The following is a 25,644-nucleotide window of genomic DNA, read 5'->3' as shown; positions in this document are numbered from 1 at the left end:
GTGTAATCCATATTTAACCAAAACCTCCATACCCGTGGAGGTTATTCGTGTTGGTCGGAAAAAGTATACCACGAAAAGAGAACTCATCCAACCAGAAATGCTTGACAAACATTAGCTGGTTTTTGTTATATCCGGAACTACATTATCCCCTAAACAACCCGACCATGGTACCAAGTTAGTTAGCATGCTTTGCATCATTTAACCAGACAATATGCCTCATATGCGGGTACCATTGACTTCCTTAAAATTGGGACTATTCACATAACAACCGATTCGATCCTCCCATATCAAACCTTTCATATCAGGTCCTTTTCTCCTGAATTTCCCTAAAAACGTTTACATCTCCTTAAAACCGGGTAAAATCACTACAATCCAATTGGAATTATGCTTTAAACTCTTTTATTTCGTCTAACAAGTCACATGTACCTATATGCGCACCTGGCATGGTAACCAGTCGAAATACATAATCCAAAAAAACGCATCAAAGGAGGAACCAAGATGATCCGCATGCCTATTCAGCAAATGATCCCGTACCATCACCAATATCCGCGCAACACGGCGACCACTGCTCCTAAAAAGGAGAATGAGAACACTCAAGGTCTATCCTTTCATGAAATTTTACAGCAAAAAATGGCGAAGAAAAATGCTTCTCCTTCCCTTAGATAAAAATGGACACCGGACCGACCCTAGTCGAGTCAGGTTATCAACCGTCTTTCCGCAGCTTGGCGGAAGGGCGGTTATTGGCGTTGAGCCATAAACGACTGTACAGTTCTCAGGCATGTTTCTATAATGGTTTAAATATCTAAAAGATCCATGACATATACGAACTGTTAAAGGGGACTTAGCACATGACCACCATTGGTTGTTTTCACGCTCATTATTCCAACATCGCCTTAATTGAAGAGACGCTTGCTCCTTATGAAGTTGAATTGGTCCATTACGTCGATCCAGGTCTGGACCGTCTTAAACATGATGCTGACTTTTCCGAGGTTGTCATTCACGAGAAGGTAGCCCAGACGCTCCAATGGATCGCTGAGTGTCATGCCGATGCCATTCTGGTCACCTGCACCCTGTTTGCGACAGTACTGGAGCAGGAAGCGTCACAGGTCCCTGTACCTGTGATCGGCATAGATGATCCGTTATTGCAGGAGATGCGGCGAGTACCAGGAGATTACATAATAGCATTCACCAACCCGGCAACCGTTGAAGGAACGATGGCACGGTTGAATCAGGCATTACAGCAAGAGGATGAGAATGAGCAACTACACGTTGCCAAGACATCTCAGACGGAAGCGGTGTGCATCCCTGGGACATTTGAGTTGATTATGCGTGGAGATCAGCAAGGGTATCTCGAAGCGGTACGTGAAGGCTTACAGCAGATTGCTGAGCAGTATCCGGGTAAAGCGGTAGTGGCAGCCCAACTATCTATGGCTCCCGCAGCTGCACAGGTTGCAAGAGATCGCGGTATTCCAATCCATAGCCCGCTGGCATTGCTTGCGGCGTATTTGGAGAAGAATTTGGGACTAGCTCGAGAGTAGATGCATCAAACAATTAATTGATACAAATTGGATGTGCTCCTGTGATCTTGTTAAGAGTTAGTAGCATAAATTTAATTATGTTTAATTTATTATTTACATAAATACATATTAATCCTAATTTTCTAAAATAATAATTAAATATACATAATTTAGGTGTACAAACCTAGGGTTATATGATAAATTTAGATTGTTATAATTTAACAAATTACTCAGAGGGTGAGGTTTTACATTGAAATTATTGCGTTTATCGAAGTTACTGTTGGTTTGCTGTCTATGCCTATTACTTATTCCTACCAGTGCTTTCGCTTCTGCAGAGAATAAAACTGTGAAATTGGATATAACTTTATTAAAGCAGGGTATTCCTTATGAAGTAATAGAATCCTGGAGCCCTGAGTTTAAGAAAAGTCTTTCGAAAGAAGATGGATCAATTGAAGTAGTGGCTCATGAAAAAGCCTCAGCACCTGAATTCAACGGAGAGGTTGGACCACTCGGAAATATCAAGGATGATCAATTTGACTATTATATAACCATAGTTCGAACTGATAATGTTAATAATCGTGAGCGGTTTATGGTTGCATTAACAGGAAAGTGGAAATCAATGCCTTTTTGGCGCTTATCTGATGCTTATGGCGCTTCTTTTGATAAAGAAATTTGGAGAACAGTTCCAGGTTCTGGGTATTATGAAGATAAAGTCAAGTATAGCGGAAACTCTACGTTTACAACTTTAGGAAGTGGACGTAATTTCTCATATACTGGTGAGAATGGTGTTGGATTCAATGCTGATCTCAAAGGGGGCATTATTATAACAGAACAGGTTGCCTCTGCCGTCTTTACAATAGAACATAAAAAGCAAGGAAATCAAAGTGGTCTATCTCAAATACAATCCAATTACTACCACATTAAAGGTACGGGCAGTGTAGGATTGAGTTTTGGAGCTCTAGAGGTTAGCTTCTCAGGCTCTGCTGATAATGATTCCAGAGGTACACTTAAAAATTTTAATTATTAATAAAGTCTTTGTTAAATATGTTTATGTAATATAGGTAGAGTAAATTTAAATTCACAAAAGAGAACGATATAAAAATCGTTCTCTTTTACACATTTCACTCAAAAAGAGAGGTGAATAAATTAATGCGATTTTTATATATTCTTATCTTGTTCCTAGTCGGTATGGGTTCTTCCGCACTTCTACATGCTAGTAATCTTAAACTTTCTGATGGCGTGCTGTTTGTCATCGCAGGCATCCTATTTCAGATTTGGCGTAAGTTGGATTGAATCCAAGAGTTACGGTGAAGCGGGTTTGGCCTTGTCCAAACATTAATCAATATTTATAATTTAAAGCTTCAAAAAAACCTTCATCACTTGGCTCCCTTAGGAGCGCATCCGGTACTCCTCAGCCTTCGCCTGCATCCCTGCGGCTACGGCCTCGTCTTCGGGCAATTTCTGTTCAGCAGCGTAAGCACGAATGTCCTGCGTGATGCGCATGCTACAGAACTTTGGTCCGCACATGGAGCAGAAATGAGCTTCTTTGGCCCCTTCTGCTGGCAGCGTCTCATCATGGTAGGACAGCGCACGTTCCGGGTCCAGCGACAGGTTGAACTGGTCCCGCCAACGGAACTCGAAGCGTGCCTTGGACAATGCGTCATCGCGGCGCTGGGCACGTGGATGTCCCTTCGCCAGATCGGCGGCATGAGCTGCGATCTTGTAGGCTATAACCCCTTCCCGCACATCATCCTTATTGGGAAGGCCCAAATGTTCTTTTGGCGTAACATAACAGAGCATCGACGTGCCGAACCAGCCAATCATGGCCGCACCAATGGCGGATGTGATGTGATCGTAACCCGGGGCAATGTCGGTCGTCAGCGGCCCCAACGTATAGAACGGTGCCTCTTTACAGATCTCCATCTGCAAGTCCACATTCTCCTTGATCTTATGCATCGGCACATGCCCAGGACCTTCGATCATCACCTGCACATCGTGCTTCCACGCAATCTGCGTCAGTTCCCCGAGCGTAGCCAGTTCCGCCATCTGAGCCTCGTCATTGGCATCGTAGATACTGCCTGGACGAAGTCCATCTCCCAGCGAAAACGCTACATCATACCTTTTCATAATCTCACAGATTTCTTCAAAATGGGTATACAAAAAATTCTCCTGATGATGCGCCAGACACCATGCTGCCATAATGGAACCGCCCCGAGACACAATGCCTGTCATTCGCTTGGCGGTCATGGGGATATAACGCAGCAGTACACCTGCATGAATCGTAAAGTAGTCCACGCCCTGCTCTGCCTGCTCAATGAGTGTGTCACGGTACAACTCCCAGGTCAGCGCTTCCGCTTCGCCATTCACCTTCTCCAGCGCCTGATACAGCGGCACCGTACCAATCGGCACAGGTGAATTACGGATGATCCATTCCCGGGTGGTATGGATGTTTTTGCCTGTGGATAGATCCATCACGGTATCCGATCCCCAGCGTACCGCCCAAGTCATCTTCTCCACCTCTTCCTCGATGGAGGAAGATACAGAAGAGTTGCCTATATTGGCATTGATCTTCACATGAAAATGACGACCAATCAACATCGGCTCACTCTCCGGGTGATTGATGTTGGACGGCAGGATGGCCCGTCCACTCGCCAGCTCCTGCCTTACAAATTCCGGTTCCACGCCTTCACGAATGGCGGCGAATTCCATCTCTGCCGTAATGACTCCCTGCCTCGCGTAATGCATCTGAGTCACACAACGTCCTGGCTGTGCCCGCAGCGGTTTGCCTCGTAATCCGGGGTACTCTTCAGCGCCAGCTCTCTTCCCTCCGGGCTTCAGTCCGTTATCCTCCGGTTTAACCGTACGACCCTGATAAGCTTCAACATCGCCACGCTCTGTGATCCAGCGGGTGCGCAGGGCTGGCAAACCTGCGCGGATATCCGCATGAAATGCGGGATCGGTCATGGGGCCGCTCGTATCATAGACACGCAGCGGTTCGTTATGCTCCACCCCTTGGGGAGTATTCGTGTCATGAAGGGCTATCTCACGTTCCGGTACAGCAATGTCCGGCCGTGAGCCCTGAATGTAGACTTTGCGGCTGCCCGGAAAAGGCTGAACCCGTCCGGCCGCGCTTGTTTCCTTTTCCACCTGCTGATCGTTATGTTCCCGTTCCATCGCTTGTTGTCCCATTTGATTTCCTGTACTCATGTTCGCTTGTCTCCTCCTCAGTGTTCGTCGCTTGTTTGGTTGGAATAGTCATTAGCTCACTTACGTACCTGTCCCAAATCATGCGCAATGCAGAGAAGAAAGAGCGATCCTACACCAGACCAGGGGAGACATAATTTATGTACAGTTCACAACAGACCGGAAGGCAGCACAGATCATGGATCTATGGTGACTTCCCTCCTCATCCAAGCCCACTTTCGCAGGTATTGAAAAAGAAGTCGATGGAGTATGCGCTATATCGCCCGTTCCCTGTATATAAAAAAGCCGGTCCCCGAAGGAACCGACTTTTATGTCCATCACCAATAATGCACCTTTATGCAGCTCCTTAACGGAGCCCTACAAGGGTCACATCATGTGGTGGTTGTGGTCATATCGCCGATTACTTCCCTACGCTGGTATGATCCAGATCAGGTGCAAAGGGTCCGGAATCTCATGCGATTCCGTCTCAGTCCGGACAATTCGGACTCCCCCAGTAACGTTAATAAGTTGCGGCTTACATAAGCCGCTGTTCATATTCAATGAAGCTGGCCCCGTTGGGCCGTCCATTACAGAGTAGCGCAACCGGAACATAAAAACAACCTTTATATTCCAAATGATCAAACTCTATTGGAGAAAAAACTTACCTCAACATCAGGATAACATGAGCCCCATTTGCGTAGCAGCATCCTTCAACACAGGTGCGTATTCATGCAATGTCTCCTGTGAGAGTCGGCTGACAGGCCCTGAGACCGAGAGTGCGGCTGCAATATTGCCTCTGCGATCCATAATCGGTACCGATACCGCGGCAGCTCCCGGCTCACGTTCCTCATAACTCGTCGCATATCCGTTATCCCGGATATCTCCCATCTGCGCCAAATACACCGCGGGATCAATAAACACCGGCCATTCCGGCCCGTTCATCAGTTCTTCACGATCCTCGTCCGTGGCAAACGCCATCAGGACTTTGCTGGAAGCCCCCACAGACAGCGGGAGTCTAACACCAACGGGAGCAACTCGGCGGATCGCCTGATCACTTTGCACCGCCTGAATACGAATCCGTTCACTCCCATCACGCAGGTACAGACTCACGGTCTCCCCCAATCGATCTCTCAGTCGCTCCATCGCAGGCAACAGCAGAATAGCGGGATCATCACTGCGGGACATATGAGCTGACAGCTCCCAGATTCGGATGCCAAGTCGGTACTTCTCTGTTGCTGCATCGCGGATCACGAACCCTCGATCCTCCAGCGTAGCCATCAAACGGTGGACTGTACTTTTGTGCAGGCCGATCTGGCTGGCAATTTCGGTGAGTCCCAGATCACTGCGTGTGGTAAAACATAATAATATATCCAGCGCCCGTTCCACAGCCCGGACGGTTAACTTGCGATCTTCCATGGCATAATGCCCTCCTCATGTTTCATCACATGAAACTTGGTTACATAAATTATATGAGAAACGGTCTCATCTGTAAACCAAAAAGAGCCAAAATCAAAATAGGCCAACGTGTAAATTTTCCCTTTTTATAAGACTTAATCCCCTGTAATTTACACACTAAGGTAATGTTACCCATATATCTTAAGAACTATATAACAATTGCGTAACAAATGCCCTCAATCAATTGACTTTGACTATATTGGAACATACGATAAAGATATATTACATTAAGATATCGCTCTGAAGCAGGCTCTGAAATCGACGCAATTCTCTTTTCATGTCGTTGTTATCTTCAACTGAACTTCAAAGGAGGGGCATTCATGTATCAATCATCCCAGAGCGAAGCCCCGCTGCAAACAAAAGTGTCCGATCTGCCCTCTTCCCTATCACCGAGGCTGATTCGGTTCAAACATATTATCGTAGCGTTGCTGCTCTCCGTTGTATTTTTTCTACTGTTTTGTTTTATTGCACTGCATGGTTATATCGCATGGGTATTATCCAATCCAACGGTAGCGCCAGTCTTCTCCAATCCGATGCAAGCCAAGAACATGAAGTACGAAGACATCACGTTCCCGGCAGCAGATGGCAGCCGGACGATGCAGGGATGGTATATACCTGCTGACAATGCTGCAAGCAAAACGATTATTTTCAGTCACGGCTATGGTGCCAATCGTGAAGAAACATGGGTACCCATGTATGACCTGGCACACTATGCCCATCAACTTGGGTTCAACGTGGTCATGTTCGATTATGGCTTCGCCTCACAGGTGAACAAAGCTGTAGCCACAGGTGGCAAAGCTGAGTCACAGCAATTGCTCGGTGCGATCCAGTTCGCCAAGCAACGTGGTGCGCAGGAACTGGTTGTCTGGGGTTTCTCGATGGGTGCCGGTACAGCGTTACAAACCGGACTGATTACGAAGGAAGTGGATGCAATGATTCTGGACAGTGCGTTCCTGCTGGAGCCAGATACGCTGTACCACAACATTCACAACCAGATCGATCTGCCACGTCAGCCTACACTGGAGATCATGAAACTGTTGTTCCCTGTTCTGAATGGTACCGGATTACAACAGATTCCATACCAGGAAGTGAAAAAGGAAGATTATCCGTTCCCGATTTTCTTCATCCATGGTACAGAGGACGAGAAGGCGCCTTATCCAATTGCGGAGCAACTCGCCGCCAACCAGACCAATCCGTACTCGGATGTATGGATTGTCCAGGATGCGCATCATGAGTTGATCTTCCGGGAGCATCCAAAGGAATATCTGCGCCGTGTCTCAACTTTCCTGAGTCATGTAACGAAAACAAGCAGTGACGATGTGCAAAACACGAATAATGGAGAATAACCAAATTTCAATCATTGAATTTTTTCCAGAGCCCTCAGGGGCTCTTTTTTTTGCACTCATAGGACAACAAGCTCGCGGAATATACTCTTGGGACGCATGAACAGACGGTCTGCATGCAATGAATTTCATCTGAAGGAGGTTCAACATAGATGAACTGGTATGGATATGGTCACCTGCTGCCTCTGCGAACATTGGAGGAAATTCGTTTTTGGAAAGAGCAGGAGAAAGAACATACACTCGTGATTCGTGCCCTGGTTCCTGATCTGGAGCCCCCATACGTCAAGCTATTGGAGGAATGGGAGGTTACCTTTGCAAACAGTGAGCGAGTAGCCAATCAGCTTTTAAAACAACTATTGCCCGCAACCCATCCACCTGCTCCCTACATGGTTCGTTGTATCGATCAACTTGTGTTGGCAGCTCGGCAGCAATCGAGAGAGTTCATCAAACAGCTGTATGTTCTTCTGGAGCAAAGTGCTGCTGTGCAAGCTGTTCCGCTTGCCAAAGTACTCATTCTGCATTTTATCCGCGAGTCGGAGTATTTTCTGGGTGTATTGGATACGCTTGGCCAACCGGGCATCTTGCGTGAGACGGATTCGGAGCCATCACTTTTTCTGGAAAATGCGCTGCATACGTCAGAGTCAGGAAGCATCCATCGCCAAGCTTCAGAAGCTCCAACTTCTCCAGAGGGAAATGTAAATGCACCTGCCGCTCCAGCTCAGATCCAATCCGCAACCGTTCAACCGTCTTCTACCGGAACAACACAAGCCACACCCAGCTCTACAGCACCTCCTGTAAAAGAAAAGCCGGTTCCCATTGGAGGACACACACTGCCGCCTCTCCCCTATGCGTACAATGCGCTGGAGCCACATATTGATGAGCTGACGATGCGTATCCATCATGACAAACACCATCAATCTTATGTGGACGGACTGAATGTAGCAGAGAAGAAGCTGGCGGAATCGCGAAAAAAGAATAACTTTGAACTCATCAAACATTGGGAACGTGAACTTGCCTTCAACGGGGCAGGCCACTACCTGCATACGATCTTCTGGACAATTATGAACCCTGCTGGCGGCGGCAAACCTTCCGGTATGCTCGCAGAGCAGATCAAGCGAGATTTCGGGAGTTATGAAGCGTTTAAGAATCAATTCACAGAAGCCGCGAACAAGGTGGAAGGCAGTGGCTGGGCGATGCTTGTCTGGAGCCCGAGAGCACATCGTTTGGAGATTTTGCAGGCGGAAAAACACCAGAACCTGTCCCAGTCCGATATCGTACCACTCCTGCCACTGGATGTGTGGGAACATGCCTACTATCTGAAACATCAGAATGAACGCAAAAAGTATATCGAGGATTGGTGGAACGTTGTCTACTGGCCCGCTGTGGCCGAACGTTACGAAACGGCACGCAAGTTGTTGTGGCCGCCTTATTAAGCTTGGGGTTAGATGGATTAGAGAAAAAAAGAGATATCTCCAGCCGAATGACTGAACGATATCTCTTTTGGTGTATACAAAAAAGCAAGCCTCCTGTAAGAAGAGACTTGCTTGTATTTTGAGAGACTTCCTATTTCTAAATGTTCACTTAAGAAGCACAGCCCTCGCACGCCACATAGTTGTCGCCAACCTGTTTGCTAATGGAGATCAGATCGCCCAGCTTGATATCAGACTCATCTGTAAACTCCAGATCGGCTATACGTGCAACGATCAGTGCAGCAGCCTCTTCCTTGCTTGTTGCCATTTGGCTGAACTCGGATTTTTCGCCTGTTGATACAACCTCATATAAATACGTATATCTCAATGTGTCCATCCTAACACTCTCCTTCCGAAATCACATCATATCATCTCTATTAACCAATTCCAAGCCCTAGTAAAAAGTGTTAATCGTATCGCAGCTTCATCTGCTCAGCTGTCAGGCGTACTTCTTCAGAGCCAACGCTAAGCACCCTGCTGGTCTCCGCCTGTGGATAGCGATCCCGTAGTGTTCGAACCAAAGCCGCAGTATATGCCGCGGCTGAAGGTACACCTGCCAATTCTTTCAGACTTGCCATCGTGCCAGGCTGAACATCAGGATATCCTTCACTCGCCCCACCTGCTGCATGCTGATAGAATTGTCGCACGTCCGCTGCCAGTTGATCTCCCTGACCTTCCACGATGATAAAAGCCGTAATGATATACGCCTTTGCCTGCCTGCGCTGGGCAATACCACAGAATTTTAGGCCACCTACACTGACATCATAATCTCCCGGGCAAAAAGCACCCTGAACCTCACCAGTTTGCGCCTGATTCGACCACGGCGTTAGCGACTCGGCAATAATCGAAGCCATCTCTCGGAAATCATCATGAATATTGATGGCATGTCCGGGATTAGGCAGAATCAGCGACACATTAACTACCCCTGGATTCAAGGGTACTGCCGCTCCACCGGAAGGCCGAACACAGACCGCCGTCCCTTGGCTTCTAATCTGTTCCATCGCTTCTACAGCCTGTGGCAACCTGCGGTCACGCAGACCCGCTACAAAGGCATCTGGGTGTCTCCATATATGTGCAACAGGTAAATGCCCTGCCCCAACCCGCCTGCACATAACTTCTTCCCAAGCAAAAGCTTCGAGTACACTACTCCCTTGTCGCAAGAGTGGTGTCTCCCAGATTTGCAGACGCAATGTAGCCTGTTGATCTGCCTGTAGTCCCTTTTCCGGCTGAACCGGTTGATCTGAATGGGAAGGTACACTCATTGTTCCATTACCTCCGGCTTCACGAATTCATATGTATCCAGTATATAGGAATGACAACGCATATATAAATAAGCCGGTTCCCAGGGAACACGGCTTATTTATATCATATCCTATGGCTTAAAAACTGCTGCTTCCAAAACCAAAGGAACTTACTCATCCGGCTTGTCCAGCGAGTGGACATACCAGATCTTAATCTTTTACCAAAGACAAGAACTCTGCACGTTGTGCCGGATTCTCACGGAAAGAACCACGTACAGCAGACGTTACCGTCTTGCTTCCCGGTTTCTTCACGCCGCGGGAACACATGCACAAGTGCTCGCCTTCCACAACGACCATAACTCCATGAGGCTCAACGGCCTCTGTCAGAATGTCAGCGATCTGTGAAGTAATACGTTCCTGCACTTGAAGGCGACGTGTTACTGCTTCGACCAGACGAGCCATTTTGCTCAGACCAACGATCTTGCCGCTTGGTACATACCCAATGTGCACCTTGCCGAAGAACGGCGCCATGTGGTGCTCACACTGACTGTAGTAGACAATATCCTTGACGATAACCAGTTCTTCATGATTCTCGTCAAACGTGACACCGAGCACATCGCGCGGGTCTACTTCATATCCGCCAAAAATTTCTTCATACATTCGGGTCACACGTGCAGGCGTTTCAAGCAGCCCTTCACGTGTACTATCTTCTCCGATCAATTTCAGGATCTGCTCTACATGATACTCGATCTTCTCCCGATTGTCGGATACTTTTGAATTCAAATAATCTTTAACGCCAGCCACTGCCAAACGCCTCCTTTCGAACCACAATAAGGTAAGCAGTTATTCACTGCTATTATTTTCGGCGGCCCGAACTTTTACGCGCAGGATGCTGTTGCGGCTGAGGCATTTTCGCTCCTGGCTGCTGATTCTTCATCATCTGCTGGGCACGCTGCATTTGCTTGCCATTCAGGTTGTAGCCCATTTGCTTCGCCATTTTCTGAAGCATGTCCGGATTGCTTTGCATTTTCTCAAGTTGTTTACGCAAGTAGAACACCCCGATGAAAAATCCCCCGACCAGACCAACAATCAATGTAATAATCGGTATAACAATATCCATCTCTTAGACACCTCTGTATGCATTCTAAAAAGCCTGATAATCCGTGTCACTTCATGATGTTCGACACATAAGTTGCAAACCTGACACAGACCGGATTTCCTGAAAGTATCATAGCATTTCCGCACGCCTTGAGCAAACGGATTTTCCAGTTGAACCGCACACAAGCTACGTCATGACAGCTTCAATGAAAACGGTTGTATGCTGAGCCAGATCGATTTCAACCACATCCAGAGAATAACGCGTACTTCCGCGCGCCACCCTGATTACAGGTCTGCCGGGCAATCCCCGATGTTGACGCACAATGACTCCAGTCTCTTTGGTGGACAGTCGTACCGCTGTACCATTGGGATACACGGATACACTCTTATTGAACTCAATCAGAATGTCCCGATCCAGCTTTGTACCAGATAACGCCATCATCTCTTCACAGGCCTCATGTGGCATCAAACTGTCCTTGGATAAACCATTAATGAGATTATCATAGATATTAGCCACACTAACAATTCTCGCAAACAGATGAATGTCACTCCCCTTGATCCCTCTCGGCATGCCTGTACCATCTACATGCTCATGATGTTGCAGGGCTGTATGGGCGACCAACAGACTGAACTCCCGTTTGTTCTTAATCACTTCGAATCCAAGCCATGTATGGTGCAGCGAAGAATTTGCAGCAGAGCCACTGCCAGGAGGTTCCCCCACTTTGCCAATATCATGCAATAATGCCCCCACAGCAAGGTCCTTCAGTTGATTATAATTGAGTCCCATATTCAGTCCGATGACCGAAGACAACAAACATACATTCATCGCATGAACATACTGTGCATTGTCTTTGGTACGAATATCGGTGAGCTGCACAAGCATTTCACGCCCGTTCAGTACATCATTCAGCAACTTCTCTATACTGAGGGCAACTTTTTTCGGACTCCAGTCTTTCCCGGATCGAATGGATTCGAGTGTGACACTCATTTCGTTAATTATTGCCCGTTTCGTGGTTTCATCCAGAATGTCTTCTGCATCCACATCTTTATACGCTTCATCCTGGATGTATAACATGGTCACGCCAATACGCTTCAGCGTATTGACCATGTATACGGTGAGCTGGACTCCGGCAGACAGCAATACCGTGCCGTTACTGGAATATACCGTCTTGCCCAGAAGCTCTCCCGCTTCCACGCTCTCCACGTTTACATACTTCATGAACGTCCCCCGCTCTTACGATAGCTGCTCCAATGCGAGCAATTGCTCCTTGGTTTGCAGACCGCCTACATAACCCACCAGGGTACCGTCTTTACCACTGATACGGTGACAGGGAATAATAATCGGAATCGGATTCTTGCTAATGGCGTCCAGAACTGCACGAACAGCCTTGGGTCTGCCGATGATTTCCGCAACCTGTTGGTGTGATGAGGCCTCTCCATAAGATATATCGGACAGAACTTCCCATACTTGTAGCTGGAATGGTGTTCCAAGCCGATCAAGCTGCAAGTCGAACGTTTTTCTCTCCCCTGCAAAATACTCCTTTAACTGCTTTGCAGCTTCGCTGAGCTTCTCTTCATTCTTCTCATATCGATACTCGCCAATCCAGATGCGGGCCCATTGTTGCAGATGAGCTTCGCGTACGTGAAAGGCGCCAAAATCAATGTGACACAGCCCTTCATCCGTCGCGCATAACGTAAGAGTACCAATCGGTGTCAGTACCTCATCGTAGTATACGGGCTTGCCATGAAGACCCGTAACGGCTGAAGGTTTCCACGCTGCGGCTTCCGGTTTGGCAGGCTGTGCAGACTGCTCACTACCCGGTTCAATCCCGGCTTCCATTTTCAAATCCTGTTGTAACGCACGTAAGGCATTGTTCTCGTTGTTCTGTTCCTCTGGCTGCTTCTCACTCACTTGCCCAGCCTGTGGCTGTTTGGGTAAGGTCTCGGACGAACTCAGTCGCTCCTCGGCCTTCTGCAGCATGCTTAGTACGTTCCCATCTTGTTCGTTAGCGGCAGCTTCCCCAATTGCTCTCATGGCGTCTTCTCCTCCAATTCTGCTTAACGCCCAAGCTGCGGTTCCCCGCAACTCGGGGCGCGGATCACGTTTTAGTACTTCTGTAAGTTTGGGTACAGCACTTTTGTCTTTGAAATTGCCCAGGGCAATAACGGCGTTACGTTGAATCGGCTTTTTGCCCCGCCAAGCGGCGGAACTCTGACCGAAACGTTCCTTGAATTCCCGGTTACCGATGTCCAGCAGCGGCAGTAGGAGTGGCTTCACAATCTCCGGATCGGGGTGAAACTCGGGATGGTGATCCCAGTTCTTACCCCGGTTCTTCGGACAGACAATCTGACACGTGTCACAACCGTACAGACGGTTACCTATTTTCAGCATAAATTCTTCATCCACGAACCCTTTCGTCTGGGTTACAAAAGAAATACAACGCTGTGCATTCAACTGCCCCGGCCCCACTAATGCTCCTGTAGGACAGGCATCGATACATTTTGTACATTCACCGCAGTCTTCGGTCACAGGTGTGTCTGGTTGAAAAGGAATATTTGTTACCAGTTCCCCGAGGAAAATCCATGAACCGAATTTTGGTGATATAATGGCACAGTTTTTGGCGCTAAAACCAATCCCCGCACGCTGGGACACCGCACGATCCACCAATGCTCCGGTGTCTACCATGCTTTCGATCATGGCTTCAGGTACGCGTTCCTTTATAAAATTGACCAACTTGTCCATCGCTGCACGCAGGACCTGATGATAATCCTGACCCCAAGCCGAACGGGCAAAAATGCCTCGATACGCACCAGGCTCCGATTTCGGCGGATTCACCATTTTGGATGGGTATGCCACGGCTATTGCAATAAGTGAAGCGGGCTCACCATCTTTTAAGGCGGGGTGCACCCTTTTTTCAATATCCGGCTCTTCAAAACCTGAAGCATACCCTTTATCCCGCGACTGCTCCAGCAGCGACTTCAGGGAAACAAAGGGATCAGCCGAAGCAAAACCGATATCATCAATGCCCAGTCCGGGGCCAGCTGCCTTGATCTCCTGTTTTAACTTCTCCCATACGGAGGCATCCTGTGCTGCCCCGGTCTGTACGCTCGTCATTTCTCTTCCCTCTCTTCTTCCGACACTTATTCCGTAAATAGTGAACGCCCGCCTCACGGTAAGAGGACAGGCGTTAATTTCTATATATGCCTTACATACTTGAATTCAAACGGAACGAGTCTATATGGTTTAACGCAAAATGCAGTCTGAAGTTGTTGTCCTGTAAGCATTTTACAATTTCTTCAATTCAGAAAACGGCCAGAAAATAAATTCAGCTTTGCCTACAATCTGGTCGGATGTAATACTGCCAAACACTCGGCTATCCTTACTTTTGCCTTCATGACGATTATCCCCCATCACGAAGAAATGATCCGGCTCCAAGGTGATTGGGCCAAAATCTGGGTCCTGCACCTCAATATCGGTGTACGTTTCCGCTTGTTGCTCGCCGTTCACATATAGATGGTGATCCCTAACTTCAATTGTATCTCCCGGAAGTCCAACGATCCGTTTCACCAGAAAACCCTTCTTCTCCACACCTTCGCTTGGATCACGAAGTACGATCACATCTGATCGGGAAGGATTACCCAGATGGTATACGATTTTGTTGACGAAAAGGCGATCTCGCTCAACCAGTGTCGGCTGCATGGACTGTCCCTTGACCATTGACAGATTAAACACAAACAGGTTCAGCAGCATCATAATTACAAAAGCAACAACAATCGTTTTGACCCAGTCCCACAGCTCGACAACCCAGGATTTCCCCGATTGTTCAGGCTTTGACGGTTCATTACGTTGCTCGGAAGTCACATGTTCCATTGAATGATTATTGGAATTCAAAGGGACACCTCATTTATTAAATAGTTGAATTAAACTTGTAATATGGTAACCATACTCCCTTTCAGTCTACTCCATTTGGGAGAGTGAAACAATTGGTTATGAGCACCAATACCTTGGTTATCGTGAATACAGCCGGGATAGTCAGGGTGATTTAAATAGAATTCAGGGACTCCGAAGCATGTTCAGAAAATGAGGAAACTAGAGGAATATGACGTGAAGAACACTCATATAAATAGAAAGGCACATCCCTCACGTTCTTACACGTTAAAGAGATATGCCTAATATGAAATGAAAATCTTTTTTTTATTTCTTTTTAAACATGCAAACTAAGCTTTGGACAAAATACTAAGAGTCTGGAAAGCGCTCATAATCTGATTGGCACCGTAACCCATTGCTTCATATAGAGGCATGGCTACTTTGTTGTGCTCATCACCCGCCACCCATACTTGGCTGACTTTACGCTGCTGGAACCGCTGTTCCATAGCCTCGACAAGTGTTTTGCCGACTCCACGGCGACGATAGTCTGGATGTACCGCAATACGGTAGATACAACCCTGGTTGTGATCAATCGTACCGATCAAAGCGCCTACGAGGTCTCCCTCTTCTTCCGCAACCATGATCAGGTCAGAATCCCATGACAATTGACGGGCAAACGGGCCCATCGTGTTCTCATAACATTCTTCCGATAGTGCAACCTGGAGAAGCTCCGTCATCTGGCTTGCATCACTCAACTGAAAGGAACGAACGTGCATGTCTTAAATCTCCCTTTTCGTTAGCTTAGATGAGGTTTTTTACAAAAAGGGAATCCCTTTTTACCAAAAACCCAATGTTCATATAATGACAAAAAACGAGAAAATACCGCTTCTTCGTCAATTAAACCATACTTTTCTCCATAAAACACGCATTTTCTTTTGAAAGCGCTTAATTGTAACCGTTTACATACGGATATTAAAATTTCCATCCATTTAAACGCCTGAAAACACATAAATAGTTGCATAAAGGGTAAAATATGTTTGTTATCTCTGGCCCATCATTAGATCAACGCCTCGGGGGACTTAATAAACAAAAATGTTGCTTAATTAGCTCGAATGCGGTTTAATATTAGTGGCAAGGGTATTATTACATATGTACCTGTTTTCAAAAAAACCTAAAATCTCAGGAGGTATTTCATTATGACTTTTCAATTACCAGCACTTCCTTACGCTAACGACGCACTGGAACCACATATCGATGCAAAAACGATGGAAATCCACCACGATCGCCATCACAATACTTATGTAACTAACTTGAACGCAGCTCTGGAAAGCGCTCCTGAACTGCAAGAGAAAAGCTTGGAAGATCTGATTGCTAACCTTGACAGCGTACCTGAAGGCATCCGCACAGCGGTTCGCAACAATGGTGGTGGACATGCTAACCACAGCCTGTTCTGGGAAATCATCGGACCTAACGGCGGCGGCGCTCCTACAGGCGATATCGCAGCAGCTATCGATAGCGAACTGGGTGGCTTTGATAAATTCAAAGAAGATTTCGCTAAAGCAGCTACAACTCGTTTCGGTTCCGGCTGGGCTTGGCTCGTAGTTGGTAAAGATGGCAAGTTGTCCATCACTAGCACACCTAACCAAGACAGCCCTCTCTTCGAAGGTCTGACTCCGGTTCTGGGTCTGGATGTATGGGAGCACGCTTACTACCTGAACTACCAAAACAAACGTCCTGACTACATCGCCGCTTTCTGGAATGTAATCAACTGGGATGAAGTGAACAAACGTTACGCTTCTGCAAAATAAGACTGTTAGCATGCAACAGTTAACATAAAAGAGAGCCTGATTCGGTCGTCGTGACCGTGATCAGGCTCTCTTTTTGCTACCACTATAGTTATAGTTAATGGGTGTTTTATTTCTAACGAACCCAGGACACGTTATTGCTCCATATTTCATCGTATCGCTAACCTAACGAATCTCAGAGTAGCTCTTTCCCCAAATATGGGTTTTGATGCGCACTTTTGGGTTGATTTGTCTATGATAACGTCACTCAGGTTCGTTAGAATTCATAATTGTGGTATATCCACATGATAAGACCTCTGGAGTTCGTTAGCTCCCCCATTTAATCATTCACTTGATCATACGCACCAGCAAAATAACTGCTGATCAGCTTCAGGAAGATATTCGGGAATGCCATCTTATCCATATCTTCCGGACCGATCCAGCGGTAGGTCAAGCCATCGCCTTTACCTGTCAGTGTCGTAGTACTCAGTGCTAGGTCACTAACGTCAGATGATGACATCAACATCTCTCCATCGTTAAGTGATGTTGAGATGTTCTGCGCATTAGGCGTGTCTGGCTCCGATGGATGCATTGTGTCTGACTCAGGTGACACAGCTGATGATGAGGCTGTGCCCTCCCTTGCTGCCGCCTGTGCATCGTAGGCGGCTCTGGCTTCCGCTGCGATCAGCGGAAGCTCACTGCTCTGGTCCTGCTCGGTACACTTGTACACCTGCAGGCTCCAGACAATGTGGCTGAACACATGCTCCGCATGGGTAGCCAGCCCTTCCGGGCGGGCAGCGAAGCCTTCCGCCCATAGACTGCCGGCCAGCAATGCCATGGCCGGCTCATCCGCCAGCGGCGCCGCCTTCTTGCTCACTGCGGCGGGCGCCGCGAGCACATGCGGCAGCTCCCACATGCGGGCCAATAGGCCCGTGTCTGGGCGCTGGCGCACAAGCACTTGGCCGCGATGAGCACCGCGGCCCTCCACAATGGCGACCAGCCGCTGCTCAGGGCGCGGCGGCTTCGCCTTGGTCTTGACCGGCAGTGTAAGCTCTCTTCCGGCGATGCGGCCGGAACATTGCTCCATGACCGGGCAAGTCAGGCAGTGCGGCGCTTTGGGTGTACACACCAGCGCGCCAAGCTCCATCAGCGCCTGATTGAAATCACGCGCCCGCCCTTCCGGAATGAGCTCTCCTGCGAGCTCTTCCATCAACACCCGGGTGCTGCCCTTCATAATGTCCTCATCGATGAGGAAGTATCGGGACAGTACCCGCATGACATTGCCATCTACCGCAGGCTGCGGCTGGTTGAAGGCAATACTGAGAATGGCCCCGGCAGTATACGGGCCCACCCCTTTTAATGCAAAGACAGCCGGCTTGTCCTGCGGCATCTCGCCTCCGTGCAGCTCCATGACTTGTCTCGCAGCTGCCTGAAGATTACGTGCACGGGAGTAATAACCGAGTCCCTCCCAATTTTTCAACACATCCTCTTCGGGTGCCTCCGCTAACGCTTGCACGGTCGGGAAATTTCCGATAAAACGATTGAAATACGGAATTACCGTATCTACCCGAGTCTGCTGAAGCATAATCTCCGATACCCATGTAAAATACGGATTGTTGTGGCGACGCCACGGCAAATCCCGTCGGTTGACCATATACCAGTCCAGCAAATTCACGCTGAAATGTTGTTTCTGTTCCTGTAAACCCATATTTCCGTCCTCTCCTATTGCCAAGCTAACTACTTTTCCATCTGTTCCACGATCGCAAAGGCCGCTGCCAATTCCGTCTGATGTGTAATACTCAAATGAATGTCATATTGCTTATCATATGGCAGCTGCAGACGTTCCCAGGCTTGACTGGACAGCGAGGCCACTGGACGTCCTGTCCCATCAGGTAGCACCTCAATGTCAGTGAAGCCCATGACACCACCAATACCGCAGCCAAATGCCTTAGACACCGCTTCTTTCGCTGCAAATCGACCGGATACAAACTCCGTCATCCGCTTCCCTCGACGAACCGCGATCTCCTGCTCTGCTGGCGTTAAAATTCGTTTTATGAAAGCTTCCGCATGGCGACCGGACAATAGCTTCTGCATACGTCCAATCTCCAGCACATCATTACCTATGCCATATATCATCAACGCTTCACCCGCTTAATCTTTTATACTGTAAGAGGTTATTCAAAAAGTCCCATCTTCTCGGTACTGAAAACCGCTCTTTTTGAACCTTCATTGTAAAAGATCTCCATTCAATCACATGATCCGTAACTCTCCGAACACGTATTCTATTGTAGCAGGAGGGGCGATCAGAAGCGAGTACCTATCCGCATTACCATATATGCTAAAATATGAATCAGGAATCGTCTGAAATTCTTAGGAGGTCTGAATAATGCCCATAACTTTTGAATTGCCCACTGACGTAGATGCGATCATTCGCGGAGACTTTTTCCCTGCACAACAACCCGCTCAAGGTGTCATCGTTCTGTCTCACGGATACAAAGGCTTCAAAGACTGGGGCATGTTCCCCTATGCAGCTGCACAGCTAAGCCAGACGCATCATGTGCTTACCTTTAATTTCTCTCACAACGGTATCAGCGAATATCTGGAGCAATTCTCTGAACTTGAAAAGTTCGCAATGAATACCTACAGCCGGGAGCTTGCCGATCTGGCCCTGGTATTGGAACATGTGGCTACACAACCTGAACTCAGTGGACTTCCTGTATACCTGGTTGGTCATAGCCGCGGTGCGGGCGTAAGTCTCGTCTATGCACTGGATCATCCCGAGCAGGTGGCAGGTGTCATCTCCTGGAATGGCGTAACCAATCTGGATCTCTTCACAGCGGAGCAAAAAGAAGAAATGCGTACACATGGCCGCAGCCATGTCGTTAACGGACGAACAGGCCAGCAGATGCCACTGGACGTGGCTATTCTGGAAGACCTGGACAAGCATAGCAAACGTTACGCTATCCTTGACCGCTTGGCTTCTTCAACTTTGCGAGTCGCACTCATTCAGGGAACAGAAGATCCCCAGCGTCTGCGGGACGGTTCTGCTGCACTTGTGCAAGCACGCCCTGATATCCCATGGCACCAGATTCCTGATGGGAACCATACCTTTAATACCGTACACCCATTTAAAGAAACCACTCCGCAACTGGAGCAAGCCATCACCCAAACCCTGCAACAGATCAAAGACTGGAATAGCTAACACATCTTTAATATAGTAGTCACCTGGATTTTTGCGGTTTCTCGTTCCACATAACAAAAAGAGTCACTGCGTGAGCAGTGACTCTTTTGCATTCCCTAAGAGGGACGTTATTTCAATGTTGGTGTTAACAGCTTATAACGATCATGCTCATCCACCCGTATTAGATACCAGGAATGGCATTGCGTTTGTGATGTGTGCGCGTATAGAACGCTTCGAGGCGCTCTTGTGCAGCCGGATCGATCTGTTTGCCTTCGAGATAGTCGCTGTTCGCTTCATACGAGATTCCCAGCTCATCTTCGTCCGTCTGACCTTCCCATAGCCCTGCCGATGGTGCTTTGTCCAAAACAGCCTGTGGCACGTTCAGATATGCTGCCAGCTGGCGTACCTGACGTTTGTTCAGGGTGCTCAGTGGTGTGATATCCACAGCACCATCGCCCCATTTGGTATAGAAGCCCGTGATGGCTTCGGATGCATGATCCGTACCTACCACGAGCAGGTTCTCTTCAAACGAGAGCGCATATTGCATAACCATACGAGTTCTCGCTTTGACATTACCTTTGCCTTGGTGAGTCATATGACGTGGGCTACCCAAGGATTTGAAACCTTGCTCAACTTCCAGCGCAATCTCGTTAACTGCATCTTCGATATTGGTTTCCACGACATGCTTCAGATCGTATGCTTTGGCTACAGCGTAGCTGTGATCGATATCGGATTGTTCACCATAAGGTTGGAACACACCAAGCGTTTTGTACTCTTGGTTGTTCTCTTGCGTAAGCTCGTCCGTCGCTTTTTTGCAAAGCGCCGTAGCCACTGCACTGTCAATACCGCCGCTGATCGCAATCAGCAAACCCTTGGCACCCGCATTTTTCACATACGTCTTCAGAAAATCAACACGCTTGCGTACTTCCTCTTCTTCATTAATGCTTGGTTTAACCTTCAATTCAGCGATGATCTGTTGTTGCAAACTCATCGTTCACACACCCCGTTTCTAAATGAATGAAATTTGATGTTCAGCTTGAAAGGTCCGAATGGTTCAATAACCTTATCTATCCAAAATGAAACGCCCCGGCATCGGTGATCCGAAGGGCGGGGCGTTCTATTGGAGCGAATTAACGGCAGTAACGGTCAAATGCACTTTTGAGATCAGCCGCAATATCCTCTGCAGAACGGTCTTCCACTTGATGACGCTCGATAAAGTGAACGAGTTCTCCGTCTTTCATCAGAGCGATGGACGGTGAAGATGGAGGATACGGTGCAAAGAATTCACGTGCTTTTGCAGTTGCTTCTTTGTCCTGACCAGCAAATACAGTGTACAGGTGATCAGGTGTAATATCGTGCTGCAGTGCTTGGGACACACCTGGGCGACATTGACCTGCGGCACATCCGCAGACAGAGTTAATGACAACCAGCGCTGTTCCTTTTGCATCCGGAAGACTTGCTTCCACTTCTTCAGGAGTACGCAACTCCTGGATTCCTAGACGAGTTAAATCATCCCGCATCGGTTGAACCATATCTTTCATGTATTGATCAAATGACATCGACATTCGGTTTCACTCCTTATAAATGGTTGTTCTATGATCTCGATAAAATTAAAGGCCAATAAACTCTCCAAAACAACGTTACATTCATATCGAACATTATGGATGTAATGATGTGCTATTCCTATTATACATCCATAAGCAATGAAAGCAAGATTCAGAAACCGCCTGCGGAAAGGCTTCTTCCATAATATTATGTCTCAATGTCTGGCAAAATATGCTGAATGACTAACGTTCAAATGCTACTTTGAAGGTCGTGCCCTGGCCTTCCTCCGATTCCACAGTAATGGTTCCATTATGTCGTTCCACAATACTCAGGCACATGGACAATCCAAGTCCGGTTCCCTTGGCTTTTGTTGTATAGAAAGGTTCAAACAGCTTTTCCTTCTTCACTCTGGGTAGACCAGGTCCTGTGTCACGTACACACAGTTCCACCTTATCATCCACTATCCGTGTCTCCAGCGTAAGCACACCCTTCTCATTCATGGCTTCCATCCCGTTACGGGCCAGGTTCAACACCACCTGTTTGATTTCCTTAGAATTGAGATGCAGCTTCGGCACATTATGGGCCAACATGAGTTCAATACTCTGACCACGCAGGTTCGCATCCGCCCATAACAACGGACTCAGTTCATGTATGATATCGTGCAGCTGGGATTCTTCTTTCTCGGCAATACGATTCTGAGCCAAAGACAAGAAATCATTAATGATACTGTTGGCCCGGTCCAGCTCTTCCAGAACGATCCGGTAATAGTGATCGAGGGAATCAGGACTCTTTTCCTGCATGAGTTGAAGAAAACCCCGCACAACCGCCATTGGATTACGCACCTCATGCGTAATGCTTGCAGCCATCTGCCCCACCAGACTAAGACGATCCACATTATCCAGTTCACTTCGCAACATCTCAAGCTCCGTGATATCCTGGATAATCAGCATGGCTCCTGTAACTTCTCTCGCAGACTCTGTTGAAAAGGCATAAATCGGTACGGTTCGGGATTGAAATACGTATGCACCGTAACGAACGGTCAACCCACTAATCTCACCATGAACGACGGCTCTGCGAATGCTTTTATCCATCTTGTCCGCCTGACCTTGTTCAACAAATTGACTGGCAGGCTGTCCAATGAGATCAGGCGTGGAGGTACAAGGTAGCTGCTCCCTTGCCGTTTGCTCCATCATCTCATTGACAAACATCACTGTGCCTTGTTTATCTACGGTGGCAATGGAGAGAGGCACTGCGTTCAGAATCTGATGAAGTTTCTCCGTTTCGGCTATATATCGGTGGTGGACTTCCGAGAGATGCTGTTCCAGCCCGCGATAGTGCTTCATCCGTTCCAGCCATAGCAGACTCAGACTACCCGCAACAATGGCTCCAGCGGTATATCCAAGTGCTGTAAGTATCATGTAGGTCGCAGAGTAAGTGGATTCATTCTGGAGGGATGCGATCCATAACAGACTCGTTACAACCAGTTCCATTGTAATCAGGATGATGAGGATCGCCATTTTGCGTGAAGGTGTATTATGCTTGAATCGTTTGGCAGACAACCATACAATAGGATAGAGAAGAATGCCCGTATGAAGGAGAAATCCGTACAGATCATAGGGATGCGCAAAAAGAAAATAGAAGAGAATATGTAGAATGGACAGCGTTACGCCTATAGCGGACTTACAATACAAAATAACAAGTATCACAGGTACGATGCTTAATGATATGGGTACGGCCACCGGGCTTGCATAGAGCGCAAACAGCAGACACAATAACATGCTCAGGGCACTTGTCACAGCAAAACTGGTATGAACGATTCCGGCATGTTCCATTCTGGCAATAACCCGCTTGGAGAGTGCCAGACGGAATAAGGGAATCAGAAATACCGCCGACCCTGCCAGCAGTACTTGTAAAAGCATGTCCTTTAACGCAACCACAATGCCATCTCCTCCTCTGCCTGCACATTCCCTCATGTATTTCTGATTAAAACATAGGCGACAGTATATTACAATATATCCCTTAAGACTGCACAATAGAACTGCTCATAACTCCATTATATTTCAGAAAAAGCCAGGAGTAGACACATTTTACGTAAAACAGACAAAATCAATGAAAAAAGAGGGTAATAACATATGTATGATGTCATTGTAATTGGCGGTGGATCTGCGGGCCTGATGGCTTGCGTTGCTGCTGCTGAGCATGGAGCCTCCGTGCTTCTGCTGGATAAAGGAGATCAACTGGGTCGTAAACTCGGCATCTCTGGCGGAGGTCGATGCAATGTAACCAACGCCAAGGAAACGGATGAACTCATCCGACATATTCCGGGTAATGGACGCTTTTTATATAGTTCGTTTCAAAATTTGGACAACCAGGGAATCATGCGTTTCTTCGAGAATCTCGGAATTGCCCTGAAAGAAGAAGACAACGGCAGAATGTTCCCTGTAACCGATAAAGCGAAAACAGTTGTGGATGCGCTGGTTGGCAAAATTGTCTCCCTCGGCGTTGAGATTCGCACCAAAGAACCGGTCAAGGAAATTATTCAGAATGGTCAGCAGATACAAGGTGTTAAATTGATATCCGGTAAAACCATTCTTGGGCGCTCTGTCATCATCGCTACCGGCGGCAAGTCCGTACCCCAAACGGGATCTACCGGAGATGGTTATCCTTGGGCTGAGGCTGCGGGTCACACGATAACGGAGTTATATCCGACCGAAGTGCCCATTGTGTCTGGAGAGAGTTGGATTCAGTCCAAAGAACTGCAAGGTTTGTCTTTAAGGGATATCGCTCTATCCGTAGTAGATGCCAAAGGAAAAACAGTCATCTCTCATCGCGGGGATATGATCTTCACGCATTTTGGCGTGTCAGGACCGGTTGCACTGCGCTGCAGCCAATTTATCCGCAAGGTTCAGATGAAGTCTGGAAACCCACAGGTCATTATGAGCATTGATCTGTTCCCGGAGCTGTCCTTAGGTGCATTGGAAGCACAGGTGCAACAAGTATTGGAACAAGAGTCCCGCAAAGCTGTCAAAAATATTTTAAAAACATGGGTTCCTGAACGTATGATTCCCTTAATGATGAAACGGGCAGAGATCAGCGATGACCTCACGTTCCACCATTTCCCCAAAGGTATGTTAAGCAACTTATGTGGGCTAATGAAAGCTTTTACCTTCCGTGCAGACGGAACGAGATCACTTAAAGAAGCCTTTGTTACTGGGGGAGGAATCCACTTAAAGGAGATATACCCAAAAACAATGGAATCCAAGCTGCTGCCTGGACTATTCTTTTGCGGTGAAGTTTTGGATATTCACGGCTACACCGGAGGGTATAATATCACCGCTGCATTCTCCACAGGATACACGGCTGGCATGCATGCAGCAGAATATAAACACGTTACATCATAATAGGTATTACACACTTTAAGCGCATGATGAATTAGCTCAGATGCCAAAGACCCCGATATCCACATCTGTGGACGATCGGGGTTTTTGGGTATTGTTCCATTTTAGAAAAATTGGCTCGAACTGCTCTTAGCTTGTGATGCTTCTATGCTTTCACACTGCCTGAGAATCCATCAGCCGAATCATCGTATGCCGGATCATCGCTATAGTTATGTCTGCCTTGCTCCGTCTGGCTTCCCTGGTTTTGGCTCGCATAACCCTCATGCCAGTCTTCATTCACGAGATGAGCCGGAATCGATATATTCTGAAACTGATCCAGCTCTTCCGTTTGCGAGGCAAATACGGCACTTCCTCCATGAGATTGTGCAATCTCTACGGCAGACTGAGGATCTTGGCGATCTGTGGGGATGTACAGTTCCAGCGGGCCGGACTGATACGGCTTATATCCCAATTCCTCCAAGGTTGCCCTTGCGGCATTCAACGCTGAACCGTCTGAAAAATGCACCTGTAGTTCGCTATTATCCATCATCGTCTCTTCCTCCTTGCTACAGCTAATCTCTCA

General features: G+C 47.6%; 24 protein-coding genes and 1 riboswitch. Of the genes, 8 read left to right on the top strand and 16 right to left on the bottom strand.

Annotation, left to right across the window (positions count from 1 at the left end; translation table 11 throughout):
- Positions 1-498: 498 nt before the first annotated feature.
- From CXK86_RS32365 to CXK86_RS32855, 3 genes are all read left to right on the top strand, one after another.
- Positions 499-666, top strand: coding sequence for a hypothetical protein (locus tag CXK86_RS32365; protein WP_017690769.1), 168 nt, complete (start codon positions 499-501; stop codon positions 664-666).
- Between the two features lie 182 nt (positions 667-848).
- Positions 849-1,538 carry an aspartate/glutamate racemase family protein gene (locus CXK86_RS30610; RefSeq protein ID WP_076254736.1) on the top strand — a complete coding sequence of 230 codons (690 nt, stop codon included), beginning with the start codon at positions 849-851 and terminating at the stop codon, positions 1,536-1,538.
- 229 nt (positions 1,539-1,767) lie between these two features.
- The gene (locus CXK86_RS32855) at positions 1,768-2,544 is read left to right on the top strand and encodes a hypothetical protein (protein WP_101315048.1); all 777 of its coding nucleotides are present in this window, start codon (positions 1,768-1,770) and stop codon (positions 2,542-2,544) included.
- Positions 2,545-2,906: 362 nt separating this feature from the next.
- Here the strand turns inward: CXK86_RS32855 and thiC are convergent, their stop codons facing one another.
- Positions 2,907-4,691 carry a phosphomethylpyrimidine synthase ThiC gene (gene thiC, locus CXK86_RS30600; RefSeq protein ID WP_083685185.1) on the bottom strand — a complete coding sequence of 595 codons (1,785 nt, stop codon included), beginning with the start codon at positions 4,689-4,691 and terminating at the stop codon, positions 2,907-2,909.
- A 418-nt stretch (positions 4,692-5,109) separates the two neighbouring features.
- A riboswitch (TPP riboswitch) is annotated at positions 5,110-5,223 on the bottom strand.
- Positions 5,224-5,372: 149 nt separating this feature from the next.
- Positions 5,373-6,116: an IclR family transcriptional regulator gene (locus CXK86_RS30595; protein WP_017690772.1), complete on the bottom strand. Its 744-nt coding sequence runs from the start codon at positions 6,114-6,116 to the stop codon at positions 5,373-5,375.
- Positions 6,117-6,475: 359 nt separating this feature from the next.
- Between CXK86_RS30595 and CXK86_RS30590 the strand changes: the two genes are divergently transcribed.
- Together CXK86_RS30590 and CXK86_RS30585 are read left to right on the top strand one after the other, a co-directional pair.
- The gene (locus tag CXK86_RS30590; RefSeq protein ID WP_036614129.1) at positions 6,476-7,501 is read left to right on the top strand and encodes an alpha/beta hydrolase; all 1,026 of its coding nucleotides are present in this window, start codon (positions 6,476-6,478) and stop codon (positions 7,499-7,501) included.
- Between the two features lie 149 nt (positions 7,502-7,650).
- Positions 7,651-8,931: a Fe-Mn family superoxide dismutase gene (locus CXK86_RS30585; protein WP_076254738.1), complete on the top strand. Its 1,281-nt coding sequence runs from the start codon at positions 7,651-7,653 to the stop codon at positions 8,929-8,931.
- A gap of 148 nt (positions 8,932-9,079) precedes the next feature.
- On the opposite strand, the gene CXK86_RS30580 is transcribed toward CXK86_RS30585, so the two are convergent.
- The 8 genes from CXK86_RS30580 to CXK86_RS30545 all read right to left on the bottom strand — a co-directional run bounded on the left by CXK86_RS30580 (position 9,080) and on the right by CXK86_RS30545 (position 15,950).
- The gene (locus CXK86_RS30580; protein WP_036614132.1) at positions 9,080-9,304 is read right to left on the bottom strand and encodes a hypothetical protein; all 225 of its coding nucleotides are present in this window, start codon (positions 9,302-9,304) and stop codon (positions 9,080-9,082) included.
- Positions 9,305-9,374: 70 nt separating this feature from the next.
- On the bottom strand, positions 9,375-10,229 hold the full coding sequence (locus CXK86_RS30575; RefSeq protein ID WP_083685176.1) for a lipoate--protein ligase family protein: 855 nt from the start codon (positions 10,227-10,229) through the stop codon (positions 9,375-9,377).
- A 189-nt stretch (positions 10,230-10,418) separates the two neighbouring features.
- On the bottom strand, positions 10,419-11,012 hold the full coding sequence (gene folE, locus CXK86_RS30570) for a GTP cyclohydrolase I FolE (protein ID WP_036668229.1): 594 nt from the start codon (positions 11,010-11,012) through the stop codon (positions 10,419-10,421).
- A gap of 52 nt (positions 11,013-11,064) precedes the next feature.
- Positions 11,065-11,328 carry a YneF family protein gene (locus tag CXK86_RS30565; protein ID WP_017690778.1) on the bottom strand — a complete coding sequence of 88 codons (264 nt, stop codon included), beginning with the start codon at positions 11,326-11,328 and terminating at the stop codon, positions 11,065-11,067.
- Between the two features lie 165 nt (positions 11,329-11,493).
- Positions 11,494-12,525, bottom strand: coding sequence for an HD-GYP domain-containing protein (locus CXK86_RS30560; RefSeq protein WP_076254740.1), 1,032 nt, complete (start codon positions 12,523-12,525; stop codon positions 11,494-11,496).
- Between the two features lie 15 nt (positions 12,526-12,540).
- Entirely contained in the window at positions 12,541-14,421 is a 1,881-nt protein-coding gene (gene queG, locus CXK86_RS30555; RefSeq protein ID WP_076254742.1) for a tRNA epoxyqueuosine(34) reductase QueG, read from the bottom strand.
- Between the two features lie 171 nt (positions 14,422-14,592).
- Complete coding sequence (gene lepB / locus CXK86_RS30550; protein WP_076254806.1) at positions 14,593-15,177, bottom strand: signal peptidase I; 585 nt, start codon at positions 15,175-15,177, stop codon at positions 14,593-14,595.
- A 347-nt stretch (positions 15,178-15,524) separates the two neighbouring features.
- Positions 15,525-15,950, bottom strand: a complete 426-nt coding sequence (locus CXK86_RS30545) for a GNAT family N-acetyltransferase (RefSeq protein WP_017690782.1) — start codon at positions 15,948-15,950, stop codon at positions 15,525-15,527.
- Between the two features lie 420 nt (positions 15,951-16,370).
- Here CXK86_RS30545 and CXK86_RS30540 point away from each other — a divergent pair, with 420 nt between their 5' ends.
- Positions 16,371-16,982 carry a superoxide dismutase gene (locus CXK86_RS30540; protein ID WP_036614138.1) on the top strand — a complete coding sequence of 204 codons (612 nt, stop codon included), beginning with the start codon at positions 16,371-16,373 and terminating at the stop codon, positions 16,980-16,982.
- 316 nt (positions 16,983-17,298) lie between these two features.
- Here CXK86_RS30540 and mutY read toward each other — a convergent pair whose 3' ends face one another.
- A complete protein-coding gene (gene mutY, locus CXK86_RS30535; protein WP_076254744.1) occupies positions 17,299-18,666 on the bottom strand; it encodes an A/G-specific adenine glycosylase in 1,368 nt (455 codons plus the stop codon).
- 29 nt (positions 18,667-18,695) lie between these two features.
- Complete coding sequence (gene acpS, locus CXK86_RS30530; RefSeq protein ID WP_036668233.1) at positions 18,696-19,094, bottom strand: holo-ACP synthase; 399 nt, start codon at positions 19,092-19,094, stop codon at positions 18,696-18,698.
- Between the two features lie 250 nt (positions 19,095-19,344).
- Here acpS and CXK86_RS30525 point away from each other — a divergent pair, with 250 nt between their 5' ends.
- Positions 19,345-20,160 carry an alpha/beta hydrolase family protein gene (locus CXK86_RS30525; RefSeq protein ID WP_076254746.1) on the top strand — a complete coding sequence of 272 codons (816 nt, stop codon included), beginning with the start codon at positions 19,345-19,347 and terminating at the stop codon, positions 20,158-20,160.
- 160 nt (positions 20,161-20,320) lie between these two features.
- On the opposite strand, the gene nadE is transcribed toward CXK86_RS30525, so the two are convergent.
- The 3 genes from nadE to CXK86_RS30510 all read right to left on the bottom strand — a co-directional run bounded on the left by nadE (position 20,321) and on the right by CXK86_RS30510 (position 23,603).
- On the bottom strand, positions 20,321-21,130 hold the full coding sequence (gene nadE, locus CXK86_RS30520) for an ammonia-dependent NAD(+) synthetase (protein WP_017690787.1): 810 nt from the start codon (positions 21,128-21,130) through the stop codon (positions 20,321-20,323).
- A 139-nt stretch (positions 21,131-21,269) separates the two neighbouring features.
- Positions 21,270-21,704: a BrxA/BrxB family bacilliredoxin gene (locus tag CXK86_RS30515; RefSeq protein ID WP_017690788.1), complete on the bottom strand. Its 435-nt coding sequence runs from the start codon at positions 21,702-21,704 to the stop codon at positions 21,270-21,272.
- Between the two features lie 222 nt (positions 21,705-21,926).
- A complete protein-coding gene (locus CXK86_RS30510; protein WP_179087978.1) occupies positions 21,927-23,603 on the bottom strand; it encodes a two-component system sensor histidine kinase NtrB in 1,677 nt (558 codons plus the stop codon).
- A gap of 213 nt (positions 23,604-23,816) precedes the next feature.
- On the opposite strand from CXK86_RS30510, the gene CXK86_RS30505 reads away from it, so the two are divergent.
- The gene (locus CXK86_RS30505) at positions 23,817-25,085 is read left to right on the top strand and encodes a BaiN/RdsA family NAD(P)/FAD-dependent oxidoreductase (RefSeq protein WP_036668236.1); all 1,269 of its coding nucleotides are present in this window, start codon (positions 23,817-23,819) and stop codon (positions 25,083-25,085) included.
- Between the two features lie 142 nt (positions 25,086-25,227).
- On the opposite strand, the gene CXK86_RS30500 is transcribed toward CXK86_RS30505, so the two are convergent.
- Positions 25,228-25,611 carry a hypothetical protein gene (locus CXK86_RS30500; RefSeq protein WP_076254748.1) on the bottom strand — a complete coding sequence of 128 codons (384 nt, stop codon included), beginning with the start codon at positions 25,609-25,611 and terminating at the stop codon, positions 25,228-25,230.
- Positions 25,612-25,644 lie beyond the last annotated feature (33 nt).

This window comes from Paenibacillus sp. BGI2013 (assembly GCF_002843485.1).
Lineage (GTDB): Bacteria > Bacillota > Bacilli > Paenibacillales > Paenibacillaceae > Paenibacillus > Paenibacillus amylolyticus.
The sequence above is the reverse complement of the archived record's forward strand: the minus strand, read 5'-3'. Positions and strand labels throughout refer to the sequence as shown.